General features: G+C 60.8%; 19 protein-coding genes and 2 pseudogenes. 12 read left to right on the forward strand and 9 right to left on the reverse strand.

Annotated elements, in window-relative coordinates:
* Together KQ933_RS11500 and KQ933_RS11505 are read right to left on the reverse strand one after the other, a co-directional pair.
* Window positions 1-1,095, reverse strand: a complete 1,095-nt coding sequence (locus KQ933_RS11500) for a glycosyltransferase (RefSeq protein ID WP_253958230.1) — start codon at window positions 1,093-1,095, stop codon at window positions 1-3.
* A gap of 335 nt (window positions 1,096-1,430) precedes the next feature.
* Window positions 1,431-2,165, reverse strand: coding sequence for a glycosyltransferase family 25 protein (locus tag KQ933_RS11505; RefSeq protein ID WP_216755007.1), 735 nt, complete (start codon window positions 2,163-2,165; stop codon window positions 1,431-1,433).
* A 381-nt stretch (window positions 2,166-2,546) separates the two neighbouring features.
* On the opposite strand from KQ933_RS11505, the gene KQ933_RS11510 reads away from it, so the two are divergent.
* Both KQ933_RS11510 and KQ933_RS11515 read left to right on the forward strand, forming a co-directional pair.
* The gene (locus tag KQ933_RS11510; protein WP_216755008.1) at window positions 2,547-3,890 is read left to right on the forward strand and encodes an FAD-binding oxidoreductase; all 1,344 of its coding nucleotides are present in this window, start codon (window positions 2,547-2,549) and stop codon (window positions 3,888-3,890) included.
* A 64-nt stretch (window positions 3,891-3,954) separates the two neighbouring features.
* Entirely contained in the window at window positions 3,955-5,142 is a 1,188-nt protein-coding gene (locus KQ933_RS11515; protein ID WP_216755009.1) for an IS701 family transposase, read from the forward strand.
* Between the two features lie 481 nt (window positions 5,143-5,623).
* Here KQ933_RS11515 and KQ933_RS11520 read toward each other — a convergent pair whose 3' ends face one another.
* Together KQ933_RS11520 and KQ933_RS11525 are read right to left on the reverse strand one after the other, a co-directional pair.
* On the reverse strand, window positions 5,624-6,433 hold the full coding sequence (locus KQ933_RS11520; protein WP_216755010.1) for a pirin family protein: 810 nt from the start codon (window positions 6,431-6,433) through the stop codon (window positions 5,624-5,626).
* A gap of 199 nt (window positions 6,434-6,632) precedes the next feature.
* On the reverse strand, window positions 6,633-7,199 hold the full coding sequence (locus KQ933_RS11525; protein WP_216755011.1) for a helix-turn-helix domain-containing protein: 567 nt from the start codon (window positions 7,197-7,199) through the stop codon (window positions 6,633-6,635).
* Between the two features lie 259 nt (window positions 7,200-7,458).
* On the opposite strand from KQ933_RS11525, the gene KQ933_RS11530 reads away from it, so the two are divergent.
* A complete protein-coding gene (locus KQ933_RS11530; RefSeq protein WP_216755012.1) occupies window positions 7,459-8,295 on the forward strand; it encodes a hypothetical protein in 837 nt (278 codons plus the stop codon).
* 9 nt (window positions 8,296-8,304) lie between these two features.
* Here the strand turns inward: KQ933_RS11530 and KQ933_RS11535 are convergent, their stop codons facing one another.
* Together KQ933_RS11535 and KQ933_RS11540 are read right to left on the reverse strand one after the other, a co-directional pair.
* Entirely contained in the window at window positions 8,305-8,829 is a 525-nt protein-coding gene (locus KQ933_RS11535; protein WP_216755013.1) for an AAA family ATPase, read from the reverse strand.
* Between the two features lie 23 nt (window positions 8,830-8,852).
* Window positions 8,853-8,987, reverse strand: a pseudogene (locus tag KQ933_RS11540) (AsnC family transcriptional regulator); the annotation flags it as partial.
* A 426-nt stretch (window positions 8,988-9,413) separates the two neighbouring features.
* Here KQ933_RS11540 and KQ933_RS11545 point away from each other — a divergent pair.
* The 3 genes and pseudogenes from KQ933_RS11545 to KQ933_RS11555 all read left to right on the forward strand — a co-directional run.
* Window positions 9,414-10,394: an SDR family oxidoreductase gene (locus tag KQ933_RS11545; protein ID WP_216755014.1), complete on the forward strand. Its 981-nt coding sequence runs from the start codon at window positions 9,414-9,416 to the stop codon at window positions 10,392-10,394.
* 163 nt (window positions 10,395-10,557) lie between these two features.
* Window positions 10,558-11,031: a VOC family protein gene (locus KQ933_RS11550; protein WP_216755015.1), complete on the forward strand. Its 474-nt coding sequence runs from the start codon at window positions 10,558-10,560 to the stop codon at window positions 11,029-11,031.
* A 225-nt stretch (window positions 11,032-11,256) separates the two neighbouring features.
* Window positions 11,257-12,579: pseudogene (locus KQ933_RS11555) on the forward strand (ABC transporter transmembrane domain-containing protein); the annotation flags it as partial.
* A gap of 119 nt (window positions 12,580-12,698) precedes the next feature.
* Here the strand turns inward: KQ933_RS11555 and KQ933_RS11560 are convergent.
* Both KQ933_RS11560 and KQ933_RS11565 read right to left on the reverse strand, forming a co-directional pair.
* The gene (locus KQ933_RS11560) at window positions 12,699-13,580 is read right to left on the reverse strand and encodes a hypothetical protein (protein WP_253958231.1); all 882 of its coding nucleotides are present in this window, start codon (window positions 13,578-13,580) and stop codon (window positions 12,699-12,701) included.
* 273 nt (window positions 13,581-13,853) lie between these two features.
* Window positions 13,854-14,642: a class I SAM-dependent methyltransferase gene (locus tag KQ933_RS11565; protein WP_216758894.1), complete on the reverse strand. Its 789-nt coding sequence runs from the start codon at window positions 14,640-14,642 to the stop codon at window positions 13,854-13,856.
* A gap of 114 nt (window positions 14,643-14,756) precedes the next feature.
* Between KQ933_RS11565 and KQ933_RS11570 the strand changes: the two genes are divergently transcribed.
* The 3 genes from KQ933_RS11570 to KQ933_RS11580 are packed head-to-tail and all read left to right on the forward strand — an operon-like array spanning window position 14,757 to window position 17,716.
* On the forward strand, window positions 14,757-15,893 hold the full coding sequence (locus KQ933_RS11570; RefSeq protein WP_216755016.1) for an ABC transporter substrate-binding protein: 1,137 nt from the start codon (window positions 14,757-14,759) through the stop codon (window positions 15,891-15,893).
* 6 nt (window positions 15,894-15,899) lie between these two features.
* A complete protein-coding gene (locus tag KQ933_RS11575; RefSeq protein ID WP_216755017.1) occupies window positions 15,900-16,970 on the forward strand; it encodes an iron ABC transporter permease in 1,071 nt (356 codons plus the stop codon).
* Window positions 16,964-17,716 (forward strand): ABC transporter ATP-binding protein, encoded by a 753-nt coding sequence (locus KQ933_RS11580; protein WP_216755018.1) that lies wholly within the window; start codon window positions 16,964-16,966, stop codon window positions 17,714-17,716. Before KQ933_RS11575 ends, KQ933_RS11580 begins: the two co-directional genes overlap by 7 nt.
* 112 nt (window positions 17,717-17,828) lie before the next feature.
* On the opposite strand, the gene KQ933_RS11585 is transcribed toward KQ933_RS11580, so the two are convergent.
* Window positions 17,829-18,443, reverse strand: coding sequence for a hypothetical protein (locus KQ933_RS11585; protein ID WP_216755019.1), 615 nt, complete (start codon window positions 18,441-18,443; stop codon window positions 17,829-17,831).
* 256 nt (window positions 18,444-18,699) lie between these two features.
* Here KQ933_RS11585 and KQ933_RS11590 point away from each other — a divergent pair, with 256 nt between their 5' ends.
* The 3 genes from KQ933_RS11590 (at window position 18,700) to KQ933_RS11600 (ending at window position 20,245) form a co-directional block, all read left to right on the forward strand.
* Window positions 18,700-19,440, forward strand: coding sequence for a carbon-nitrogen hydrolase family protein (locus KQ933_RS11590; RefSeq protein ID WP_216758895.1), 741 nt, complete (start codon window positions 18,700-18,702; stop codon window positions 19,438-19,440).
* Between the two features lie 107 nt (window positions 19,441-19,547).
* Complete coding sequence (locus tag KQ933_RS11595; protein WP_216755020.1) at window positions 19,548-19,799, forward strand: type II toxin-antitoxin system Phd/YefM family antitoxin; 252 nt, start codon at window positions 19,548-19,550, stop codon at window positions 19,797-19,799.
* Complete coding sequence (locus KQ933_RS11600) at window positions 19,796-20,245, forward strand: type II toxin-antitoxin system VapC family toxin (protein ID WP_216755021.1); 450 nt, start codon at window positions 19,796-19,798, stop codon at window positions 20,243-20,245. Before KQ933_RS11595 ends, KQ933_RS11600 begins: the two co-directional genes overlap by 4 nt.
* Window positions 20,246-20,277: the final 32 nt, after the last annotated feature.

The raw sequence follows: 20,277 nt of genomic DNA on the forward strand, positions 1-20,277 counted from the left end.
TCAACCGCGGATGATCGGTGTCCGGGCCAGCTGCGCAGCGGCTCCGCCGGCAACCCGGGAATAGAAATCGAGAACATTCACAATGCCTGCCGAACGAGAGAAAGGACGCAAGTCGTAGCTTACGCGCGACAGGCGGACAACAGGCTGTTCTCGCATCGCATCGGCAAGCGCCGCAGAAAGCTGCTCGACGGAGCCCGGCGTGACCAGCGTCACCGGATGCTCGCGCAGATATTCCGACGGCCCTTCGGCGGCCGTGGCGATGATCGGCAGCCCTTCCTGCATGGCCTCGAGAATGGCGAGCCCCGCCGATTCCTCGCGCGACGGCGACACGAAGAGATCCAGATTGCGCAGGAACCCCGGCACATTGTTGCAATGGCCGAGCAGATGGATGCGGCTGTCGCCCCTGGCAAGCTTTTCCAGCGCGGCGCGATGCGGCCCCTCGCCGACGATGACGAGAGCGGCATCCTTGGGGGCCGACTGCCGGAAGGCCGACACCAGCACATCATATCCCTTGCTGAGATGCAGACGCCCGACGCCGCCGACGAGCCGTGTTTCGCGCGGCAGATTCAGCTGCGCACGCAGGTCGAAGCTCTCGGCGGATTTGACATCCGGCAGCCAGTTGGAAATCAGCGTCGACTGGCCGTCATATTTGCCGAGCCGTGTCGCCTGGGCCGCGTTGACACAGATGACGCCATCGAGATGCGCATGTTGCCTGGCCTTGTACCCGACATGCAGGGTTGCGATTCTGGCGACACTGTCGGGCGCTGCGGCAAGCGCTTTGCAGCCATGGCTGAGATGCCCGTGCGCAATTTCGATCCCTGCCCGCGCGGCCAGCCACCGCAGCCTGCGACCGCGCAGAAACGGTGTCGCAAAGCCATGGAAAATGACTTGCTTGGAAAGCAGTTTCGCCATCGGCGAGCCGTATCGTCCGGCAACATGCACCTCGTGCCCAAGAGCAGCCTGCCCGTTGGCGAGATCAATGCAGTATCGTTCCGATCCGGCAATTCTGGAGGAGAACAAGATATGCAGAATTTTCAACTTATGAGACGCTACCGGATCGGCAGCCGCATAGGTACGCGGGTGCAGATCACCCACGAAATTATTTCGAGCGCTCAAGATACACCTCAGACCGATAGCCGACCGAGTTGAGATGTTGGCGCAACACTGCTCGATAGGTTTCGGCGATGGTCTACATTGCCGAACTGTCACGAACAAGACTGGGTAAGCATACGGAATCGTAAGCTTTTACGTCACAGAATAACCATTTTTGGGGTAATTTCTTGAATTGGCTCTTGAAAAATTGCGGCCGCATTATGCCGCGACTGCAACACCACTGAGACGGCCTTCTAAAGTACCAAAAAAGTCTTGAGCCGGATCTTGCCGGCGACAGCAAAGCCGCCCCTTACATCTGAGCCTTCCAGCCCGTTGCCTTACTTTTTCAATGCGTAGTTGATTCTGCGGACCGTCTCGGCGATGCGGATCGCATAGGTCGGCAACCGCCTCCACCAGGGAAATTTGGTGGCCCTGTAGACGGATCGCGTCCCGATATTCGAGCCGCCCTCTTCCACGACAGTCACATTCCGCCGGGTCGTGTAGATCCGCGCTCGCGATGCCCAGCCCCGTTCCAGTTCGATATCCCACGGAAACCGCATGACGGCGATCTGCTCGAGGAGCTTCAGGGCACCCTTCCGCGTCACCGCATAGCAGGCGGCCGACCCCTGCGGACCATGCGTCGCCCGGCCGATCTCATCGCCGGCAGCCGAGGTGGCGACAGGCCTGAAGCCGACAATGCGGTGATTGACGAGCTTGATCACATCGGCGCCGGGCACGGCCGCGAGCGCCGCCTCGGCGCGGGCAACGAGATCGGCAGACAAAATGATATCATCCTCGGCGATGATGCAGGCGGCCTCGCCCGTTTCCAGAAAGGCCGCGAGCACCTTCAGATGGCTCCGGTAGCAGCCATATTCGCCCGGCAGCATGGTTCGGCCGTTGTTGCGCCGAAAGGCGCGGTCATCGCATGCCGTGCGCTGATCTGCGGGAACCTCCCGCCCATCGACACCGGCAATGCGAACGAGGTCGAACTGCAGGGCCTTCACCTGCTCGGAGAGCGCATTCCACCGATCCGTGGACCGGTCGAGATTGATCACATAAATGCTGATGCTCATCGTCCAACCATGGTTTCCGCTGCTCGAGGCCGCGATGGGCGACGCCTTTGCATCGGAGCTGCGTTTCCGTTAAAAAATGCTCGCCTAGCACTTCCCCCGCCGGCTGTGCAACCTGTCCCGGTATTGCAGCATCGCTGGCCGCGAATTTCTCTTTATTCGGCTGCAGCATCGGCCCGAAAATCGGAATCGATTTTCGGAAAGCCTGATGCGTAGATTCAAAGAGTTAGAGTGTCCTTAGTACGTCCGAATGGACGCACGGCGCTCTAGGGGGGGGCAAACAGCATCATGGCTTCGGTGGCCACTTGCTCACATCGCCTTGAATTGCTGGCCTGGAGCCTCTAGCAATCGTTAGCCCACCGGTCAGCCTTCAGGATTCACAGCTTGCCCACCTTCCCCTTCTCCGTCGCCGACCCCATCCGGCATCATGGCCCGCTTCCGAAAACCTCCGATGTCGTGATCATCGGCGGCGGCGTGATCGGTGTGACGACGGCGCTGTTTCTGGCCAAGCGCAGGATCTCCGTGACGCTCATCGAGAAGGGACGCATCGCCGCCGAACAGTCCTCGCGCAACTGGGGCTGGATCCGCAAGCAGGGCCGCGATGGCGACGAACTGCCCATCGTCATCGAGGCCTGCCGCCTTTGGAAAGAGCTGGCGGAAGAATGCGGCGAGGATATCGGCCTTATCAGGACCGGCGTCACCTATCTTGCGAACTCGGACAAGCAGATGGCCGGCTTCGAAACCTTCATGAAGCTCGCGAGTGCCTATGATCTCGACACCCGCCTGCTCGACAGCGGGCAAACGGCAGCCCTCTTCGAAGGCATATCCCGCAAATTTGCCGGCGCGATGACGACACCGTCGGATATGCGCGCCGAGCCCTGGCTCGCAGTCCCCGCCCTTGCCCGACTCGCCGCCCGGCTCGGCGTGACGATCATCGAGAACTGCGCCGCACGTACCCTCGATATATCCGCCGGCAAGGTGAGCGGTGTGCGAACCGAGGCCGGCCGCATCGAGACTTCGACAGTGCTGGTCGCAGGCGGCGCCTGGTCGTCTCTCTTCCTGAAGCGGCACGGTATCTCCATCCCGCAGCTTGCCGTGCGCGCCACCGTCGCCGCGACCGACCCCATGCCCGAAATTCACGCAGGCGCCGCCGCCGGAGCCGAAGTCGCCTTCCGCCGCAGGCAGGATGGCGGCTACACGCTGGCGCCCGGAAGCCATCGCCTCTATCTCGGGCCGGACGTATTCCGCCACGCGACGAAATACCTGCCCGCCCTGATGGCCCACCCCTTCGGCACGCGCTATTCGCCCGCGGCCCCCGAAGGCTACCCGGACAGCTGGTCGACCCCGCGCAACTGGACGGCGGATGCCGAGAGCCCCTTCGAACGGATGCGGGTCCTCAACCCCGCCCCGGAAAAGTCCGACCTCGATGCCATCAGCCGCAATTTCCAGCGCCTTTTCCCGCAATTCAAAACGGTTCGCCTGAAGACGACCTGGGCCGGCATGATCGACGCCATGCCCGACATCGTACCGATCGTCGATCGCGTGGAAACAATTCCCGGTCTCTTCGTCGCGACCGGCATGAGCGGCCACGGCTTCGGCATCGGCCCAGGCATCGGCCGCGTGGTGTCGGACCTGATCCAGGGAAATGCCACCGGCCACAATCTCAACCGCTTCCGGCTGTCGCGCTTCACCGATGGAAGCCGCATCCAGCCAGGTCCGGCGATCTAGTACTACAGTTGCGGTTTACCGGAAGTCATGATTCACTTCCCGCATTTGGCGGGAGGGAAGTTCAATGTCGGTTGCGGGTTGGTCCGGGTCGGTTCTGGCGTGGCATCGTGAGCTCGATGCCTTGAAGGTGCGGTTGGGCTCGGTCTTTGGTCGCCGAGAATTGCGCGCATCGTGCGGTGCCTTTCTGGATGGGTTGTTGTCGGGAGTAGAGCGCAAGACTGGCTGGCTGATGGCGGAACAGGCAGGACTGGAGCGCCCTTATCGGATGCAATCGCTGCTGGGGCGCAGCCATTGGGATGCTGACGCATTGCGCGATACGGTTCGCGCTTATGCAATAGAGTCTCTCGGTGACGCGGACGGCGTTCTTGTGGTCGATGAGACCGGCTTCCTGAAGAAAGGCGCCCATTCAGTCGGTGTCGCACGACAATATTCCGGCACGGCCGGCCGGATCGAGAACTGTCAGATCGGTGTTTTCCTTGCCTATGCAAGCCGCTACGGTCAGACCCTGATCGATCGGCAACTTTATCTACCGAAGGAGTGGGCCGAGGATGAAGCCCGCCGTGCTTCGGCTCACGTCCCCCAGTCCCAAGCCTTCGCGACCAAACCGGCCATTGCAGCCAAGCTCATTGCCGATGCGCTGGATGCCGGCGTGCCTTGTGCCTGGGTATTGGCGGATGCGCTTTATGGTTCGGATTCCAAGCTGCGCCGGATGCTGGAAAGCCGTGGCCAGCCTTATGTTCTGGCAGTGCGCTCCAATCAATGCCTGCGCTTTGTGCGTGAGCAAGGGATCGAGCAGACCGATCCCGAAACGATGGCTGATGAGTTGAAACCGGAGGTTTGGCAGAGCCATGCAGCAGGCGAAGGTGCCAAGGGTCTTCGGCTTTATGATTGGGCCCGTATTCCTCTCAGCTCTCGCCCGGATCCACAATGGGAGCGCTGGCTTCTGATCCGGCGCAGCCGACGCGAACCCGATGCGCGCGCCTATTACTTTGTCTTTGCGCCCGCCGGTACCGAATTGAGCGAATTGGCGGGCGCTGCCGGGCTGCGTTGGACCGTGGAAGAATGCTTCCAGCGTGCGAAGGACGATCTCGGCCTGGATCATTGCGAAGCGCGATCCTGGCATGCTTGGAAGCGGCACATGACGCTCGTCATGGCAGCCGCTGCATTCCTCGCCAAACTCGGCGCCGATCTACGCCGCACCGCTGCTGGCAAACCGAACGAAACGAGTCCAAACCCGCCAATCGCCGCCTGACCAACACCATGGCCTTCGTGCCCAGCGTCGCAGAGATCCGCTATCTGATCAAACGCCTCCTGCTACAGCCCCCGATTAGAGTTCGCCTCATCTTGGCATGGTCACTCTGGCGACGCAGGCATCAAGCATCCGCAATGCTTTCTCACTACAAAGCAAGGCATCAAACGCAACTGTAGTACTAGGGTGGCGCGTCCGGCATGGCGCCGGCGGCGTGGTAAATGCCAGCCCGGCCAGATCGGCAGGCCTGGCACCGGTGGCAGGCGTCCGCCTGCCGTCCTCCCTCTCCTCCCCCACCCAACGACGCTCCAATCTTACTCCCGCCTGCCGATGAAAACCGATGTCGTCATATATTCCTGGTACCGACACCGCCAAAATCGGCCGTTGCCAGATCTTCCAGCGCGTGCTGCCGGCCGCTATCGTCTGCTGATTCGCCATCCTCACCGGCGCCGTCAAACATTGGAATTGAGGCCTACCCCTATCATCAGTTCCGCAGCCACAGCCGCTTCAGCCCTTGCCACCGTTTCACGAGACGGATCACGACAGGCGGCGGAATTTTCCTGTTGTCGGCCACCGTTCCCTTCCTCGTCACAGGCGACCGGGGATCGAGCAAAAAAGCCACCATCAGGCAGGCGCTCGTCGCCTCTGCGGTCAATGTTTCGTCCGACAGCAGCAGCCCCTGCTCGCCTTCACCAAACGCCTGCCCGCCGGCCCGAACCGTGCCGCTGAACACATAGAAATAAAGGTCGCGGCCAGGTTTATGCGGGAAGTCCACCCACACGCCGGGCTCCACCCGGATATCGAAGACGTCGATCTGGTTGCGAACGAAGAAGGGCGCATCGCTTGCCTCCGGCCCGACGAGATACCGCCATCGATTGGGCGCGCTCTCAGGCATCGCCCCATGCTGGATGCCGGGTTCGAGATCGATCGCATCGGGCCGCACGAGGATCTGCAGCATGCGCAGCGGCGGATCGGAGGCCAGCGTCTCCTCGGAGTGCCAGAAGCCACGCCCGGCATTCATCACCATCAGATGCCCGCTGTCGCAAACCAACCGGCCGCGGGCTCTGTCTTCGTGGCGCATCACACCGTCAGGCACCCAGGAGATGATCTCGTCATTGCGGTGCTCATGCATGGCAATCAGCCGGCCCGGATGCAGGATGGATTCGACCACCATCGCCAGCGGCCCATGCCCATGATCGGTTGGCATCGGCTTTACCCATCCCGGCATATTGATATGCGCGATGAACCCTCCCATGTCGCGCACAACGAAGGTTCGTTCTCCCTTGAGCAGCATCCCGTCCTCCTTGCCTGCAAGAGTGACGATACCGACCCATTTGCGCCCTGATACGGTTTGAGGTCAATAAAGCGTAGCCGCGCCCGAGACCGACAGCCAGGTGTTGTCACTTCCAAGGGATTGACGAAGTCCGCAACAACGATGTTGCCAGGGTGAGATTGTCTTCCGTGACTCGGAGAGCGAGGCCGCAGGGCCACCCTCACCTCGCAGGTTTTGCCGGCTGCGCATCCGGTGCCTCACCCGAGGCGGCAATGATATCGTCGAGCGCCCGACGACGGGCCTCGGCATGGGACAATCGCCAGCGAACCGTGTCATCCGCGCCATCCCCTTCCCTGATGTCGAGATCCACCGGGTTCACCGGTTCACCTGTCTTCTGATCGATGAAGCCCCAGCGTATCTCCGCACCTGTCCTGCGATTGACGAAACTCATGGGCGGTCCCGCAGCGCCTGACAGGCCCAGGCTGTCGCCGATCTGGGCGAGCACCGGCATGATAGGAGCGATCTGCCAGCCTTTCCGGGTCAGGAGATATTCGAACCTCTCCGGGTTCACCTGATAGCGGCGCCGCTCGATAAGGCCATTGGCCTCCAGATGCTTCAGCCGGTCGCTGAGCGTCGCATTGGTCACGCCGGACGACTGGCGAAAATCCTCATAGCGGCTAAGCCCGCACACGAGATCGCGCAGAATGAGCAAGCCCCACCGATCCCCGATTGCCGCCATGACGCCGGCAATCGAGCACACCATTCCATCGAAACCCTTCGAACGCATCGCACCTTTCCCGGCACCTGCAGATGACTGGGCGCCTCTCATCATGAGAGCCACATTAGTTTGCCGGATTGACCGTTTCAAGAAAGCCCTGAAGACACCCGCCTGCGACAAACCGCACCGCCAAATCGCTTGCCGCACAATCACTCTTATTATAAGAGTTAATATGTCATTGGAGGGTGACAACGCTCCATTTGACGGCAGCCAAGCCGATGCTTGCTGCAACACATGGCCGGTTTCGCCAAAACGGGAGGATCTCACCTTGGCGTCGAACACCACCCTTAATTTCACCAGCCCGACATTTGCATTCGCCGCCAGCGCGGCCGTAACGGGCCTCTGGTTCGCTGCTCTTATCACGATACCAGAGCTTCAGCGCTCGGACCTATCCGTCATCGGCATCCGTATCGCCGTGCATCTCATCGTGCTCGCCGGAACCTGGGCAGGATTGTCGCGAACCTCGCTCACCGCTTCGCAGCGGATGGCAACCTGGCTGGCGATCGCCATTCCCCTCACCGTCTGGCATGGGGCGGCCTGGGTGATCGTGGCAGAAGGCCTTCTCCTGCCGGGGGCAGTCTCGATCCCGTTGCTGCCGCTGATGATCGTCGTGCCGACCGCCATCGTCATCACGCTCATGTTGCGTTCGGACCGGATCGGCATGCTGCTCGACGCCATGCCCGCCAACTGGCTGATCGGCCTTCAGGCCTACAGGGTGATCGGCAGCGTCTTTTTCGTCAACTGGCTGGCCGGGACCACGCCCGGCATCTTCGCCCTGCCTGCCGGCACGGGTGACGTCATCACCGGGCTGATGGCGCTTCCGACAGCAGTAGCACTTGCAGGCGGCCGGCCGGGCGGCACCAAAGCAGCGCTATTCTGGAACCTCTTCGGCATCGCCGATCTGGTCGTGGCAGTCACGCTCGGCGCCCTCACCACTCCCGGCCCCTTGCAGCAGCTCGCTCTCGATCATCCCAATCTGACGACCGGCACCTACCCGACCGCCATCATTCCGGCCTTCACCGTGCCCACCTCGCTCGTCCTGCACGCCCTGTCGCTGCGTCAGTTGTTGAGGCGAACGCGTCCCGTGGCGAGAGTTGCCGTCTAAAGCCTCGGATCAAAAATCCTGTCGCCGATTTGAGCTGGCCTCCAGTTTCAACATCAATTCGGTGATGGCTTGATCCACACTCAGCACCGCACTGTCGATCACGATGGGTCTCCGCCCCCAATCGTCATAATCGCGCGTGATCACCTTCTCCCAACTCGGTTTTATCAACCCCGGAATATCGCTTGCCCGCGTCTCGACCCGCCGGCGATGCTCGACCTTGTCCGAGCAGACGATTTCGATCTCGGCGGCCCGCACGCCCGCCCGCGTTGCGACCGAGAGCCAGGCATCACGCGTTATCGTCAGGCTGTTCACCGAGTCCGCGACGACTGTATTGCCGAGCGTCAGATTATCTTCGGCAAGGGCGTATCCAACCATATATCCTGCCGGTCCGACCTCCGATCTCAACATGCCGGAATCCCGTACCATCTGTTCGATCGTATCAATACGCAGATGGACGGCCCCGAGCCGCTTCGCCAAGGCCCGCGCAATCGTCGTCTTCCCACTGCCCGGCAAACCGCCGAAAATGATCAGCATGAAATAGCCCCTTGAAACCACGCTCAAATCGCAACGTTGAGCCCCACCTTGATCCGGTCCATGGCAACGAATGTCCGAAACCGTTTCACGTTGTTGTTGCCGAAGAACAACCGCCGCGTCAGCGCTTCGTAATCGGCCATCGAAGACACGATGATGACGGGCTGATCTATGGAGCGAGGTCAGATTCTGGAAGGCTCTAAAAGGGTCAAATACAAATACACCGCCTATCGCCTCGTGCTCGGGGTGATTTCGGCGTTGCGCAAAACCAGTCTAACAAAAGCCAATAAAACAAAGATAGCCTCGATACTTGCGGCCATCGAAGACAACGCGAATTCCAGCCAGGACAGTTCTCTGCAAAATCTTATAAACAAAACACGCAGAGATTTGCTCAACTAGATACACCCTCACGCGCGCGAACCATTGAGGCCGCTCCTCAGTGCCCGTCAGAGACGGGAGCGAGAAGCGGATCAGGCCATCCCTGCTGCGTCATCATGCCTGCCGGCCATTTTGCACGCGACGCCCCATCTCTTTCGCGCTATGAAGATTATCGATAATCCTGCCCCATCCGACACGGAGATCCCCTTATGGCTCTGAACATCCTTTTCATCGGCGGCACCGGCCAGATTTCCTATCCCTGCGTCGAGCGCGCCGTCGCTCAAGGCCATCATGTCAGCGTCTTTAACCGAGGCTTGCGAGGCGATCCTCTGCCCGCCGGTGTGACCTCCATCGTCGGCGAACTCGGATCGTCTGCCCATGCCGATCTCGCCAAGGCCAATTACGACGTCGTCGCCCAGTTCATCGCCTTCACGCCCGATCAGATCGCCCGTGACATCGAGATCTTCTCGGGCCATTGCGGCCAGTACGTCTTCATCTCGTCGGCCTCGGTCTATGAAAAGCCGGCGCGCCATTACGTGATCACCGAGCAGACGCCGGCAATCAATCCTTACTGGCCCTACAGCCAGGCCAAGATCGCCTGCGAAGAGCTGCTGAAGAAGGCCAACAATCTCGCCTGGACGATCGTTCGCCCCAGCCACACCGTCCGCACCGGCCTGCCGATCATGATGGGCGACAGCGATATCATGGCGCGGCGCATGCTGGATGGCGAGCCGACCATCGTCGCCGGCGACGGCCACACGCCCTGGACGCTGACCCGCTCGGTGGATTTCGCCGTGCCCTTCGTCGGCCTGTTCGGCAAGCAGGCGGCACTCGGTGACATCTTCCACATCACCAATGACCACGCCTATATCTGGGACCATATCCAACAGGCGATCGCCCGCCTGCTGGGCGTCGAAGCCAGGATCGTCCATGTGCCGACGGATACGCTCGTCAAGTATAATCCGGAATGGATCGGGCCGCTGACCGGCGACAAGGCCTGGACGGCGATTTTCGATAATTCCAAGGTCAAGCGTGTGGCCGGCGACTTCACCTGCGCCACGAGCCTGGATGAGATCCTCGAAGAGCCGATCATGCACCTGAAGCAGCGTTTCGCGAAGGGCCGTCCGCCGAAGGGCGATTTCGACGCCCTGATCGACCGCATCTGCGCCGAACAGAGCGCTCTCGGCTAACCGCCCTCCTTCAAGCCCGGCGCCCGAGGCGAGGACCGAGGTCAATAAGTCCTGGTTCTCGGGATAGCGGCTGCTGGGTTTCAAATGACGCAGCAGGGCTGGAGAAAAGCGGTTTGCCCCTTATGTCTCTGCCATCAGGGAGAAAACAGCAGAGGACCACGCGATGCACAAGAACACGATCTGCGTCTGGTATGACAAGCACGCCGAAGAGGCCGCCCGCTTTTACGCCGGGATCTTTCCGGACAGCAAAGTCGGCGCCGTCCACCGTGCCCCCGGCGATTATCCCGCTGGCCAGCAGGGCGACGTGCTGGTCGTGGAATTCACGGTTGCCGGCATCCCCTGTATCGGGCTGAACGGCGGTCCCTCGATCAAGCACAGCGAAGCCTTCTCCTTTCAGATCTCGACGGAGAACCAGGAAGAGACCGACCGCTACTGGAACGCAATCGTCGGCAATGGCGGCCAGGAAAGCGAATGCGGCTGGTGCAAGGATAAGTGGGGCGTCTCCTGGCAGATCACCCCGCGCGTCCTGATGGAAGCGATGCAGGCTGGCGGAGCCGAGGCCAAGCGTGCTTTCGACGCGATGATGACCATGCGCAAGATCGATGTCGCAGCCATCGAGGCGGCCCGCCGCGGTTGAGGCGACAGGTCCTGCAAATAGCAAGATCACGATGTCAGGGCCACCGACTGGTGTGATCCCTCAAACAACAGCCGCGGCGGTCGAGCTGATGCTTTGCCCTGTGATCACAGAGATTTCCAAAATTTCTAATTGAGATTGCAGCCGGAAGATGATTCCATGCGGTGCGCGTTGCCTGATTACGCCCGCCCTCTTCCCGATGCTGCACCCGAGAGGCTCAAGTCGATCATGTCGATTTCAGATGCGATCTACCGTCCCTTCGAAACGCTGATCCGGCCGCTCGATATCCCCTACCGTCCGCTGCCGTCGAAAGGACCGGTGACGGTGCTCCTGCACTTCATCTCGATGTTTCGCGGGATCCTGATCGCGCTCGTCCTTTGCACCATGGCGATCGAGGCCATGAACCTGACGATCGTCTGGAGCCTGTCGGTCATCGTCGATGGCGTCACGCAGCAGGGTGCCTCCGCTTTCCTGCACAATGACCGGCCGCTGCTGATCTTGCTCGGCCTGATGCTCTTCCCCTGCATCCCTATTGCCTCCTTCCTCGTCAATACGCTGAATTCGCACACGCTCGGCATCGGCATGCCGGCGGCCATTCAGTGGCAGGGCCACAGGGCGGTGGAGCGGCAGGATCTCGCCTTCTTCCACGATCTCTATGCCGGCCAGGTCGCCTCGCGCCTGCAGCAGGTGGCCTCCGCCGTCCAGCAGCAGGTTATATCGGCCTTCCAGTCCATCCCGCGCTTCATCATGCAGATGGTCGGCTCGGTCATCCTTCTGAGCGCACTTTCCTGGCAGCTTGCGCTGCCGACCATCGTATGGATCACGCTCAACGTACTGCTCGCTGTCAGGCTGGCGCCTGTCTTCACCGAACGAGCACGCCGCTCCGCCAAGCGCCGCAGCCTGATTTCCGGCGCCATTACCGATCTCTACGCCAATATGCAGATGGTGAAACAATTCGCCGCCGAAGACAGCGAGGCGGGCACTATCCGAGGCATCATCGGCAAGGCGATCAAGGCCCAGCAAAGCGAACAGCGCATCTATCGGACCGCAGAGGTCATCGTCGTCGTCCTCAACGTCACGCACTGGCTGGCCATCCTGTCGATCGGCTTTACCGGGCTCGTCGATGGCTTCGTCACGATCGGCGAATTCACTGCCGCTGTTTATGTTCTCAACCGGCTATCCGGTCACACATTTACATTCCTGCAGATGGGCCAGCAGATTTTCCAGGCGATCGGCACGATCAAGGACGCCATGCCCGTCATGACGACACCGCCCACCATCACCGACCGGCCGGATGCGCAGGACCTTGTCGTCCCGAACGGCGAGATCCGTTTCGACAATGTCCATTTCGCCTACAAATCCGGCAAGCCCGTCATCGACAAGCTGTCGCTGACCGTCCGCCCCGGCGAAAAGGTCGGCCTCGTCGGCCTCTCCGGTGCCGGCAAGACGACGCTCGCCAACCTGTTGCTGCGTTTCTACGACATCAAGGACGGCGCGATCCTCATAGACAACCAGGACATCCGCGCTGTGACCCAATCCAGCGGCCGGAGGAATTGATTGAAGGCGATGGGCTCTTCGCGCGCCTGTGGAGGCGACAGACGGGTGGGTTTATTCCGGAGGAGATTGAAGAGGATTCGCCGGGTTAGCGCGTGGCAGCGGACGCCAGGAACTCAACCCTCTCGTTGATCACCAGTCGGCTCGGGCACATGACGACAGGCCCATTCGAACGCTTCCTCGATGGCCGCAAACTTGACCGCCTGCCAATGTCGATAGTCGCGGATCAGCCCTGCCCCAAGCCAGAAATCACCGCTGTCGCGGGAGAGGTCCCATCCACAAGCCTCAAGCAACTGAGCGCGATCGAAAAGGCGCCGCGCATGGGTGCGGGAGATGGCGTAGCGCTTGAAGAACTCTCCGATGCGCAAGGGACCAATAGATATCCGCGGCTCCAACTCCTTTTCCGGGGGTAAGCGAGACATCAGGTCGTGCAGGATGTTGCTGCCGGAAGCAGTTCGGACGAAAGCGTCCACCGTCTGCGGAGGGCTGGTCCAGCCTGGATCGTGAAAGAGGCTCCGGGACATCATCGGCTGCGCATACCAGAGCAGGCGCCGATCGGCAGATGATCGGCAGAATCGTGTCCCCTGATCGAGCATGTCGAGTGATTTCAAATGTTCGTCGAACCATTCGCGAATCAAGGCTTCGGCAGTTTCGGAAATTCTGAGCTGGCGAACGCGCTTGTCCCCGTTGTCATGGGTATCAACCAGGAGACCGTAGTTGCGCATCTCTGCGAGATGCGCAAACGCCGTGTTCTTGGAGGCAACGTCACTCTCGGCAATGAGGGCGTTCAGTTTGGCGGCCGTAAGGCCCGGATGAGACGGCGACGTGACACGCTGAAAATGAAAAGCCACAATTGACTGCGTCAGCAACCATCGTTTCATATCTGCGGTGTAGCGGACGATACGAGGCGCGGCATCGTGCATGGCAATGAGTTTCAGCGCAGCATCCCTTAAGGCGAACGCATAAAGGCGATTTTCAACAATGGCTTCGACGGTCAAGACGTCAGCCGCGTCAGTGGCGGAGCGCATTGCGGTTGATACGGAAGTCAACGGATCTCTCCAGGCAAGGTTGAATTGGGCAAGCGACCGACGGCTTGCCCTCGCGGCGTTGGTTACGCCCTTGCGCGCTCGCAGGCTTGCGTGTTCACGCACACTTACCTTGCACGCAGGGCATATCGACATCGCCAGCGTCTTCCGCCAGCAGTCGGCCATCTCCTGCTGCACTATGTCCCTTAAGATAAAATTGCAACGGGCCGAAAGCCCCGCAAAAACCTAAGCCAGCGGCTTCGTCGCACAGATCGCAAAGCGGTCCTGCACCATGCGCTCCAATCCGCGCAGGAAGGGCATCTTGCGCGCCTGCGCCCAGTGGATATCGGAGAGCTTGCGGTCAACGACGATATTGTCGAAGCCTGCCTGGCGCAGCAATTCGACGATCGCCTCGGCCGGCATCTCATTGGAGAAATAGACGCGTGAGCGGATGGCCTGGTGGCGGGCCATCATCTCGGGCTTCATGTGGCTCGCCGGCGCTTTGCCGGTCAGCTTCGTCCAGAGCTTCTGCAGCCCCTTCACCCAGGTCTCCTTACCCATGTTGCCGTCGACGATCAGCACCTTGCCACCCGGCTTCAGCACGGAAAACCACTCGCGGAAGGCCGAGGGCGGATCGACCAGCGTCCAGACGAGGTGCCGGTTGGTGATCACGTCGTAGCTGCCCTTCGCCTCCATGGTGTTTTCCGCATCTCCCGAGACGAAGCGGATATCGGTGCCGCGCTTCTTCGCCTTGGCGCGCGCCTGCGCCAGCATCGCATCCGACCAGTCGAGCCCGGTCACCTTGAAACCTGCCCCATGCATGAGATGAGAAATGACCGCCGTGCCGCAGGCAAGGTCGAGTGCTGCCCGCCCCTGCCCCTCGCCGAGATGCTTGCGGATCAGCCGCTGCCAGCCTTTTCGCTCGGCTTCGGAAAAGATTTCGTGGCCGACACTCTCGTCGAACGTCGCTGCGCGTTCCGACCAGAAGTCCCGGATTTCATCGCGAATGGAGTAATTCGTGTTCATCGTATTCATCATCTTCACTCAGCGCCGGACTTACTTTGGAAAAGCTCTAAAACATAAAACTTGATTCCAAAAGTCAATTTTTCTATGCCTCGGGAAATAGCCGAGTACGGGGAGAGTTTCCAGATGAATTTTATCAAATCGCTTTCACTATCAGTAGTTGCAGTTGCGGCGCTGTTGCCGTTCTCGGTCCTTGCCGAGCCTTTCACCATCAAGGATGTCGCCGGCCGCGAGGTCACTTTCGACAAGCCGGTCGAACGCGTGATCCTCGGCGAAGGCCGCATGCTCTATGCTGTCGCCCCGATCGAAAAGGAGGATCCCTTCGCCAAGATCGTCGGCTGGCGCAACGATCTCTGGACGACCGACAAGGATGGCTTCAACGCCTATGTCGAGAAATTCCCCAAAGGCAAGGACCTGCCCTTCCTCGGCAACCTGACGGATGGCACGCTGCAGACCGAGACGGTCGTGGCGCTTCACCCCGACCTCATGCTGCTGCCGATCGGCAACAAGAAGGCCGCCGACGAGGTGAAGCTCGAGGATATGCTCAGCAAGATCGGCGTGAAGATCGTCTACATCGATTTCCGCGAACACATCCTCGCCAATACCGAGCCGAGCCTGAAAATCCTTGGCAAGCTTTTCGGCCATGAAGACCGCGCCGAAGCCGTCGCCGCCTATTGGAAAGAGCAGATGGCGCGCGTCACCGACAAGCTGAAGGAAGCCAATCCCAAGAAGCCCAACGTCTTCATGTATCGCGCCGCCGGCCTCGTCGAGTGCTGCGGCACCTTTGGCCCCGACAATTTCGGCCTGATGGTGGATTGGGCCGGCGGCCACAATCTCGGCTCCGATTTCCTGCCCGGCTATACCGGTTCGATCAATGCCGAACAGGTCGTCGCCTCCAATCCTGACGTCGTCGTCGTAACAGGCTCGAACTGGAGCCAGACAAAGGACGCCAAGGATTACGTCAATGTCGGCCCGGCCGCTGCCGCCACCATCGACGACAGCCGCAAGGCACTGGATGCACTGATGCAGAACCCGGCCTTCACCGGCTCCAAGGCCGTTGCTGACGGCAATATTCATGCGATCTGGCATCAGTTCTATACGAGCCCTTACCAGTTCGTCGCCGTGCAGCAGATGGCCAAGTGGTTCCATCCGGATCTCTTTGCCGATCTCGACCCGGATGCGACCTTCAAGGAATTCCACGAGAAATTCCTGCCGGTCGCGTATCAGCCGGGTTACTGGGTCGACGCCAAGGCCGGAAAGTAAGCGCCAATGGCAGAGATCGCCGCCATGCCGATCGAAGCCGAAGCAGGCAGGGCGCGTTATCGCGCCCTCGCCCGCCGCAAGCTGATGATCCTCTTTGCCATGACGGCAGCGCTCTGCCTGTCCTTCGCCATCGATCTCGCCTGGGGGCCGGCCCGTTATGGCCTCGATGAGGTCGTGGCCGCCCTCCTCGATCCCGACTCCGTCTCGGCGCAGATCCGCGCCGTCGTCTGGGATATCCGCATGCCGGTCGCCCTCATGGCGATCGTCGTCGGCGCCTCGCTCTCGGTTGCAGGTGCCCAGATGCAGACGATCCTTGCCAATCCGCTGGCAAGCCCCTTCACCTTAGGCATTTCGGCCGCAGCAAGCTTCGGCGCAGCTCTCGCCATCGTTACCAGTGTACCGATCCTGCCGGTTGCAGCAGGCCTCTTGGTGCCGGTCAATGCCTTCGTCATGGCGCTGGTCGCCACCCTCTTCATCCACTTCATCTCGCAGGCACGCGGCGTGTCGGTGCAGACAGTCGTGCTGCTCGGCATCGCTCTCGTCTTCACCTTCAATGCGGCCCTCGCCTTCCTGCAATATCTCGCCTCCGAACAGGCGCTCTCCGCCGTCGTCTTCTGGACCATGGGCAGCCTCACCAAGGCCACCTGGCCGAAGATCTGGATCACGCTTGCCGTGCTGCTCCTTGCGCTGCCGCTCTTTGCCCGCCACGCCTGGGCGCTGACGGCGATCCGCCTTGGCGAGGACAAGGCGGCAAGCTTCGGCGTCAATGTGCGCCGCATCCGTCTGGAGACGATGCTGGTGATCTCGCTGCTGGCAGCCGTTCCCGTCAGCTTCGTCGGCACGATCGGCTTCGTCGGCCTCGTCGGCCCGCATATCGCCCGCATGATCCTCGGCGAAGACCAGCGCTTCTTCCTGCCCGGTTCGGTCCTCTCGGGCGCGCTGCTGCTGTCGGTCACGTCGATCGTCTCCAAGTCGATCATTCCGGGCGTCGTCTTCCCGATCGGCATCATCACGGCGCTGGTCGGCGTACCTTTCTTCTTCTCGCTCATCCTCTCGAACAGGAGCCGCTCATGGTAGCGCTTCAGCTGCAGTCGGTCGGCGCCTTTCACGGCCGCAAGCTCTTCGTCGAAGACGTGACGACGCCGAAACTGAAATCAGGCGAACTCGTCGCCGTCATCGGCCCTAATGCCGCCGGCAAGTCGACGCTCTTCAAGCGCATCACCGGCCTCTTGAAAGGCCCGGGAAACGTGCTGGTCGAGGGTGCAAAGAATAAGAACGCCATCAGCTACATGCCGCAGGATACCTCGGCCAACGCGGTGCTGACGGTCTATGAATCGATCCTGCTCGCCCGCAAGCAGGGCCAGTCCTGGGGTGTCAGCGATCAGGATCTCAGGCTGATCGACGACATCATGAAGGCGCTGAACATCGAGGCGATCGCCTTCCGCGATCTCGGCGCTCTCTCCGGCGGCCAGCGCCAGCTCGTTTCCATCGCCCAGGCACTGGTGCGCGAGCCGGAAATCATGCTGATGGACGAGCCGACCAGCGCCCTCGATCTCCACCGCCAGGTGGAAGTGCTCGATTTCATGCAGCGTCAGGCCCGCAAGCGCGGCATGATCGTGCTGATCGCTATCCACGATCTGAACCAGGCGCTGCGCTTCGCAGACAAGGTGCTGATCATCCAGAACGGCCGCATGCGCGCCTGCGGCGAACCGCGCGATGTGGTCACGGTCGACATGCTGCGCGAGGTCTACAAGATCCACGCCCGAATCGAGAAATGCTCCAGGGATCATGACCACGTCATCGTCGATGGTACTGCGCATTAAAGTATGTCGCGCAAGAGTGTCCCGCAGTTTTCGGATAATCCGATGATCGACAAAAACCTGGAGCGCCGGAGAGCCGACGCTCCTGTTTCGGACCGTTGCTGACGTCAGAGCATTACCGACCACGCGGGAATGTCTGGTCCTGCTTCATCGCATCAATATCCTGAGCCTGACGAAGCTGGCGCTCGGCGTCTTCGTTGGATTCGTCCACCGTGCGGTGGTGCCCGGTCGGCAGGATATCGTCACGCAGTTCCGGATCGAGCAGCGGCTCCTCGTGAGCACGAGCCTTGTATCGCGATGCTGCCAAAGCTTCGTTCGACTTGCTGATATCCCAGCCCTCCGCCCGCCAGAGATCGGCACGCTCGTCCATGTCGATGGAGCCTTCATCGTCGAGAATATCATGCGCGATACCGTAGGTCGCATCATCAACCTCGACGGAGATCAAAAAGCCGCCCCGCCGCAGGCCTTCGGCATAAACCGAACGGTCCTCATCCGGAAACAGCCAATCCTCCAGCTTCGACCAGAAACCGCCACGGTCGTCGCCGGCAACGCCGGCCTTGTCGCTATCCGCTTCATATCCCGGCATCATTCTGACGGTGGTGATGCCCAAATTCTTCAGCCGGTCGACCGCGCTGTCGGCGTCATGACGGCTGTCGAAGAAAGCCGTCAGCGTGCTGCGGCCCTTCCCGCCTGAGAATTCGGGGGCGCCGTCATTATGGAGATTGCTCATTGGGATTCCTCCTCGGTGTCTTTCCTCTCCGCAAACGGGCGAAGAAGCTTGAGGTTCCCGATGATACCAGAAGCCGCCAAAATGCTGCTCAGACGAGTAATTCCAGCCGATCTCCCGTAAGGTGGATGACAAGAAACTGGATCGACCTACCCTCCGCGTCGATATCGAGCCCTCGGCGCGCAAGAGCACCGCGGTTGACAACGGTCGTAGCTGGACGATGTCTTCGTCTCCACGCCGAGAGCAACCGGAGCCCCGAATGAAGACCGTCCGCATCGCCGCCGCCCAGACCCTTGAATACCGGGAAAATATCGAGGCCGCCCTGACATGCGCGCTCGATATGATCCGTCAGGCCGAAGCCGAGGGCGCGCGGCTCCTCTGCTTTCCCGAAGGATTTCTGCAGGGCTACCTGACGGAGCCGGAGGCGGCACGGCGCGCCGCGATGGGTCTCGCATCGCCGACGTTCAAAGCCGTGACGAACCGTCTTGCCACTGCCGGCCTCATGATCGTGATGGGCATGATCGAGTCCGAAGGTGACGACCTGTTCAACACTGCCGTCGTCATTCAGAAGGGCGAAGTGATCGGCCGATATCGCAAGGCGCATCTGCTCAAGGGAGAAAGGTTTTTCCGGCCCGGCACCGAGACGCCCATCTTCACGGTCGATGGCCTGCGCTTCGGCATCAACATCTGCTACGACACCGGTTTCCCCGAGGCCGCTCACAAGGTCGCGCTCGCAGGCGCATCTCTTCTCGTCTGCTGCGCCAACAACATGATGCCGCGCGCCAATGCCGAAAAATTCCGGCACGTGCACAACGCCGCCAGAGGCGAGCGCTGCCGGGAAACCGGTCTGTGGCTCATCTCCGCTGACGTAACGGGAGAACGCAACGGGCGCATTTCGTGGGGTCCGACGGCGGTGTTGAACCCGGCGGGGAACGTTGTGGCAGAGCTTCCTCTTGAAGCCCCGGGTCTGCTGGTGTTCGATATCGCCGGCGATCAGTAGGACTTGGTCGCACTGCTGGATGTCCAACCGAATCAGTTGGATCTCTTGATCTCTTTCGCGGCAACTTCTATTTTGACCACATATGGTCATATGAACAGGAGGCCGCGATGTCGACAATAAGTGTGGCTGATGCCAAGGCCGGGTTTGCCGGTCTGGTCGATAAAGCAGCAAATGGCGCATTCGTGACGATCACGCGCCACGGAAAACCCGCTGCAGTGCTCGTTTCGGTCGAAGCCGCTGAGGCCGCAAAGAGAGCTTTGAATAGACCTCGGCCAAATTTCGGAGATTTCCTGCTCACCTTTCCCGGTGGCGTCGAGCTGGAGCGGAATCCCTCGAAAATGCGAGATGCTGATCTGTGACCGCTTATCTGCTCGATACTGATATCATTAGCAGGTTCGCGCCGGACAAGACCCCGCCTTCCGATCCGGTGCGGGCATGGTTCCATGAGCAAGGCGAGGCTGACGCGCTCTTTTTGTCCGCCATGTCGGTCTCGGAGATCGAAAAGGGAATGCGAAGCCTTCACCGTCGCGGCGGCATCGAGCGGGGAAAGCGCCTCGCCTCATGGCTCGACTTCATCACTGAGAGTTTCGGTGATCGTATTCTGCCAATGGATACCGTGGTCGCGCGGATCGCCGGGGCACTGGAAGATGAGGCCGCGAGTAAAGGTCACAATCCCGGCCTTGGCGATATCATTATGGCGGCCACCGCACGCGCCTACGACCTCACCGTGATCACCGAAAACGCCAGGCATTTTCGGCCGCTCAATGTTGCCGTCGATCTTCCGGCCGCGTTCCGGCCGGAATGATTCACCAAGCCCCATCACGCCTTCTTTACCAC

This window comes from Rhizobium sp. WYJ-E13, assembly GCF_018987265.1.
Classification (GTDB): Bacteria; Pseudomonadota; Alphaproteobacteria; order Rhizobiales; family Rhizobiaceae; genus Rhizobium.

Coding starts and splice junctions, on each gene's coding strand:
- KQ933_RS11505 (WP_216755007.1), bottom strand. CDS start 2,165: ATGAGCATCAGCATTTATGTGATCAATCTCGACCGGTCCACGGATCGG.
- KQ933_RS11515 (WP_216755009.1), top strand. CDS start 3,955: ATGTCGGTTGCGGGTTGGTCCGGGTCGGTTCTGGCGTGGCATCGTGAG.
- KQ933_RS11520 (WP_216755010.1), bottom strand. CDS start 6,433: ATGCTGCTCAAGGGAGAACGAACCTTCGTTGTGCGCGACATGGGAGGG.
- KQ933_RS11525 (WP_216755011.1), bottom strand. CDS start 7,199: ATGCGTTCGAAGGGTTTCGATGGAATGGTGTGCTCGATTGCCGGCGTC.
- KQ933_RS11535 (WP_216755013.1), bottom strand. CDS start 8,829: ATGCTGATCATTTTCGGCGGTTTGCCGGGCAGTGGGAAGACGACGATT.
- KQ933_RS11545 (WP_216755014.1), top strand. CDS start 9,414: ATGGCTCTGAACATCCTTTTCATCGGCGGCACCGGCCAGATTTCCTAT.
- KQ933_RS11550 (WP_216755015.1), top strand. CDS start 10,558: ATGCACAAGAACACGATCTGCGTCTGGTATGACAAGCACGCCGAAGAG.
- KQ933_RS11565 (WP_216758894.1), bottom strand. CDS start 14,642: ATGAATACGATGAACACGAATTACTCCATTCGCGATGAAATCCGGGAC.
- KQ933_RS11570 (WP_216755016.1), top strand. CDS start 14,757: ATGAATTTTATCAAATCGCTTTCACTATCAGTAGTTGCAGTTGCGGCG.
- KQ933_RS11575 (WP_216755017.1), top strand. CDS start 15,900: ATGGCAGAGATCGCCGCCATGCCGATCGAAGCCGAAGCAGGCAGGGCG.
- KQ933_RS11580 (WP_216755018.1), top strand. CDS start 16,964: ATGGTAGCGCTTCAGCTGCAGTCGGTCGGCGCCTTTCACGGCCGCAAG.
- KQ933_RS11585 (WP_216755019.1), bottom strand. CDS start 18,443: ATGAGCAATCTCCATAATGACGGCGCCCCCGAATTCTCAGGCGGGAAG.
- KQ933_RS11590 (WP_216758895.1), top strand. CDS start 18,700: ATGAAGACCGTCCGCATCGCCGCCGCCCAGACCCTTGAATACCGGGAA.
- KQ933_RS11595 (WP_216755020.1), top strand. CDS start 19,548: ATGTCGACAATAAGTGTGGCTGATGCCAAGGCCGGGTTTGCCGGTCTG.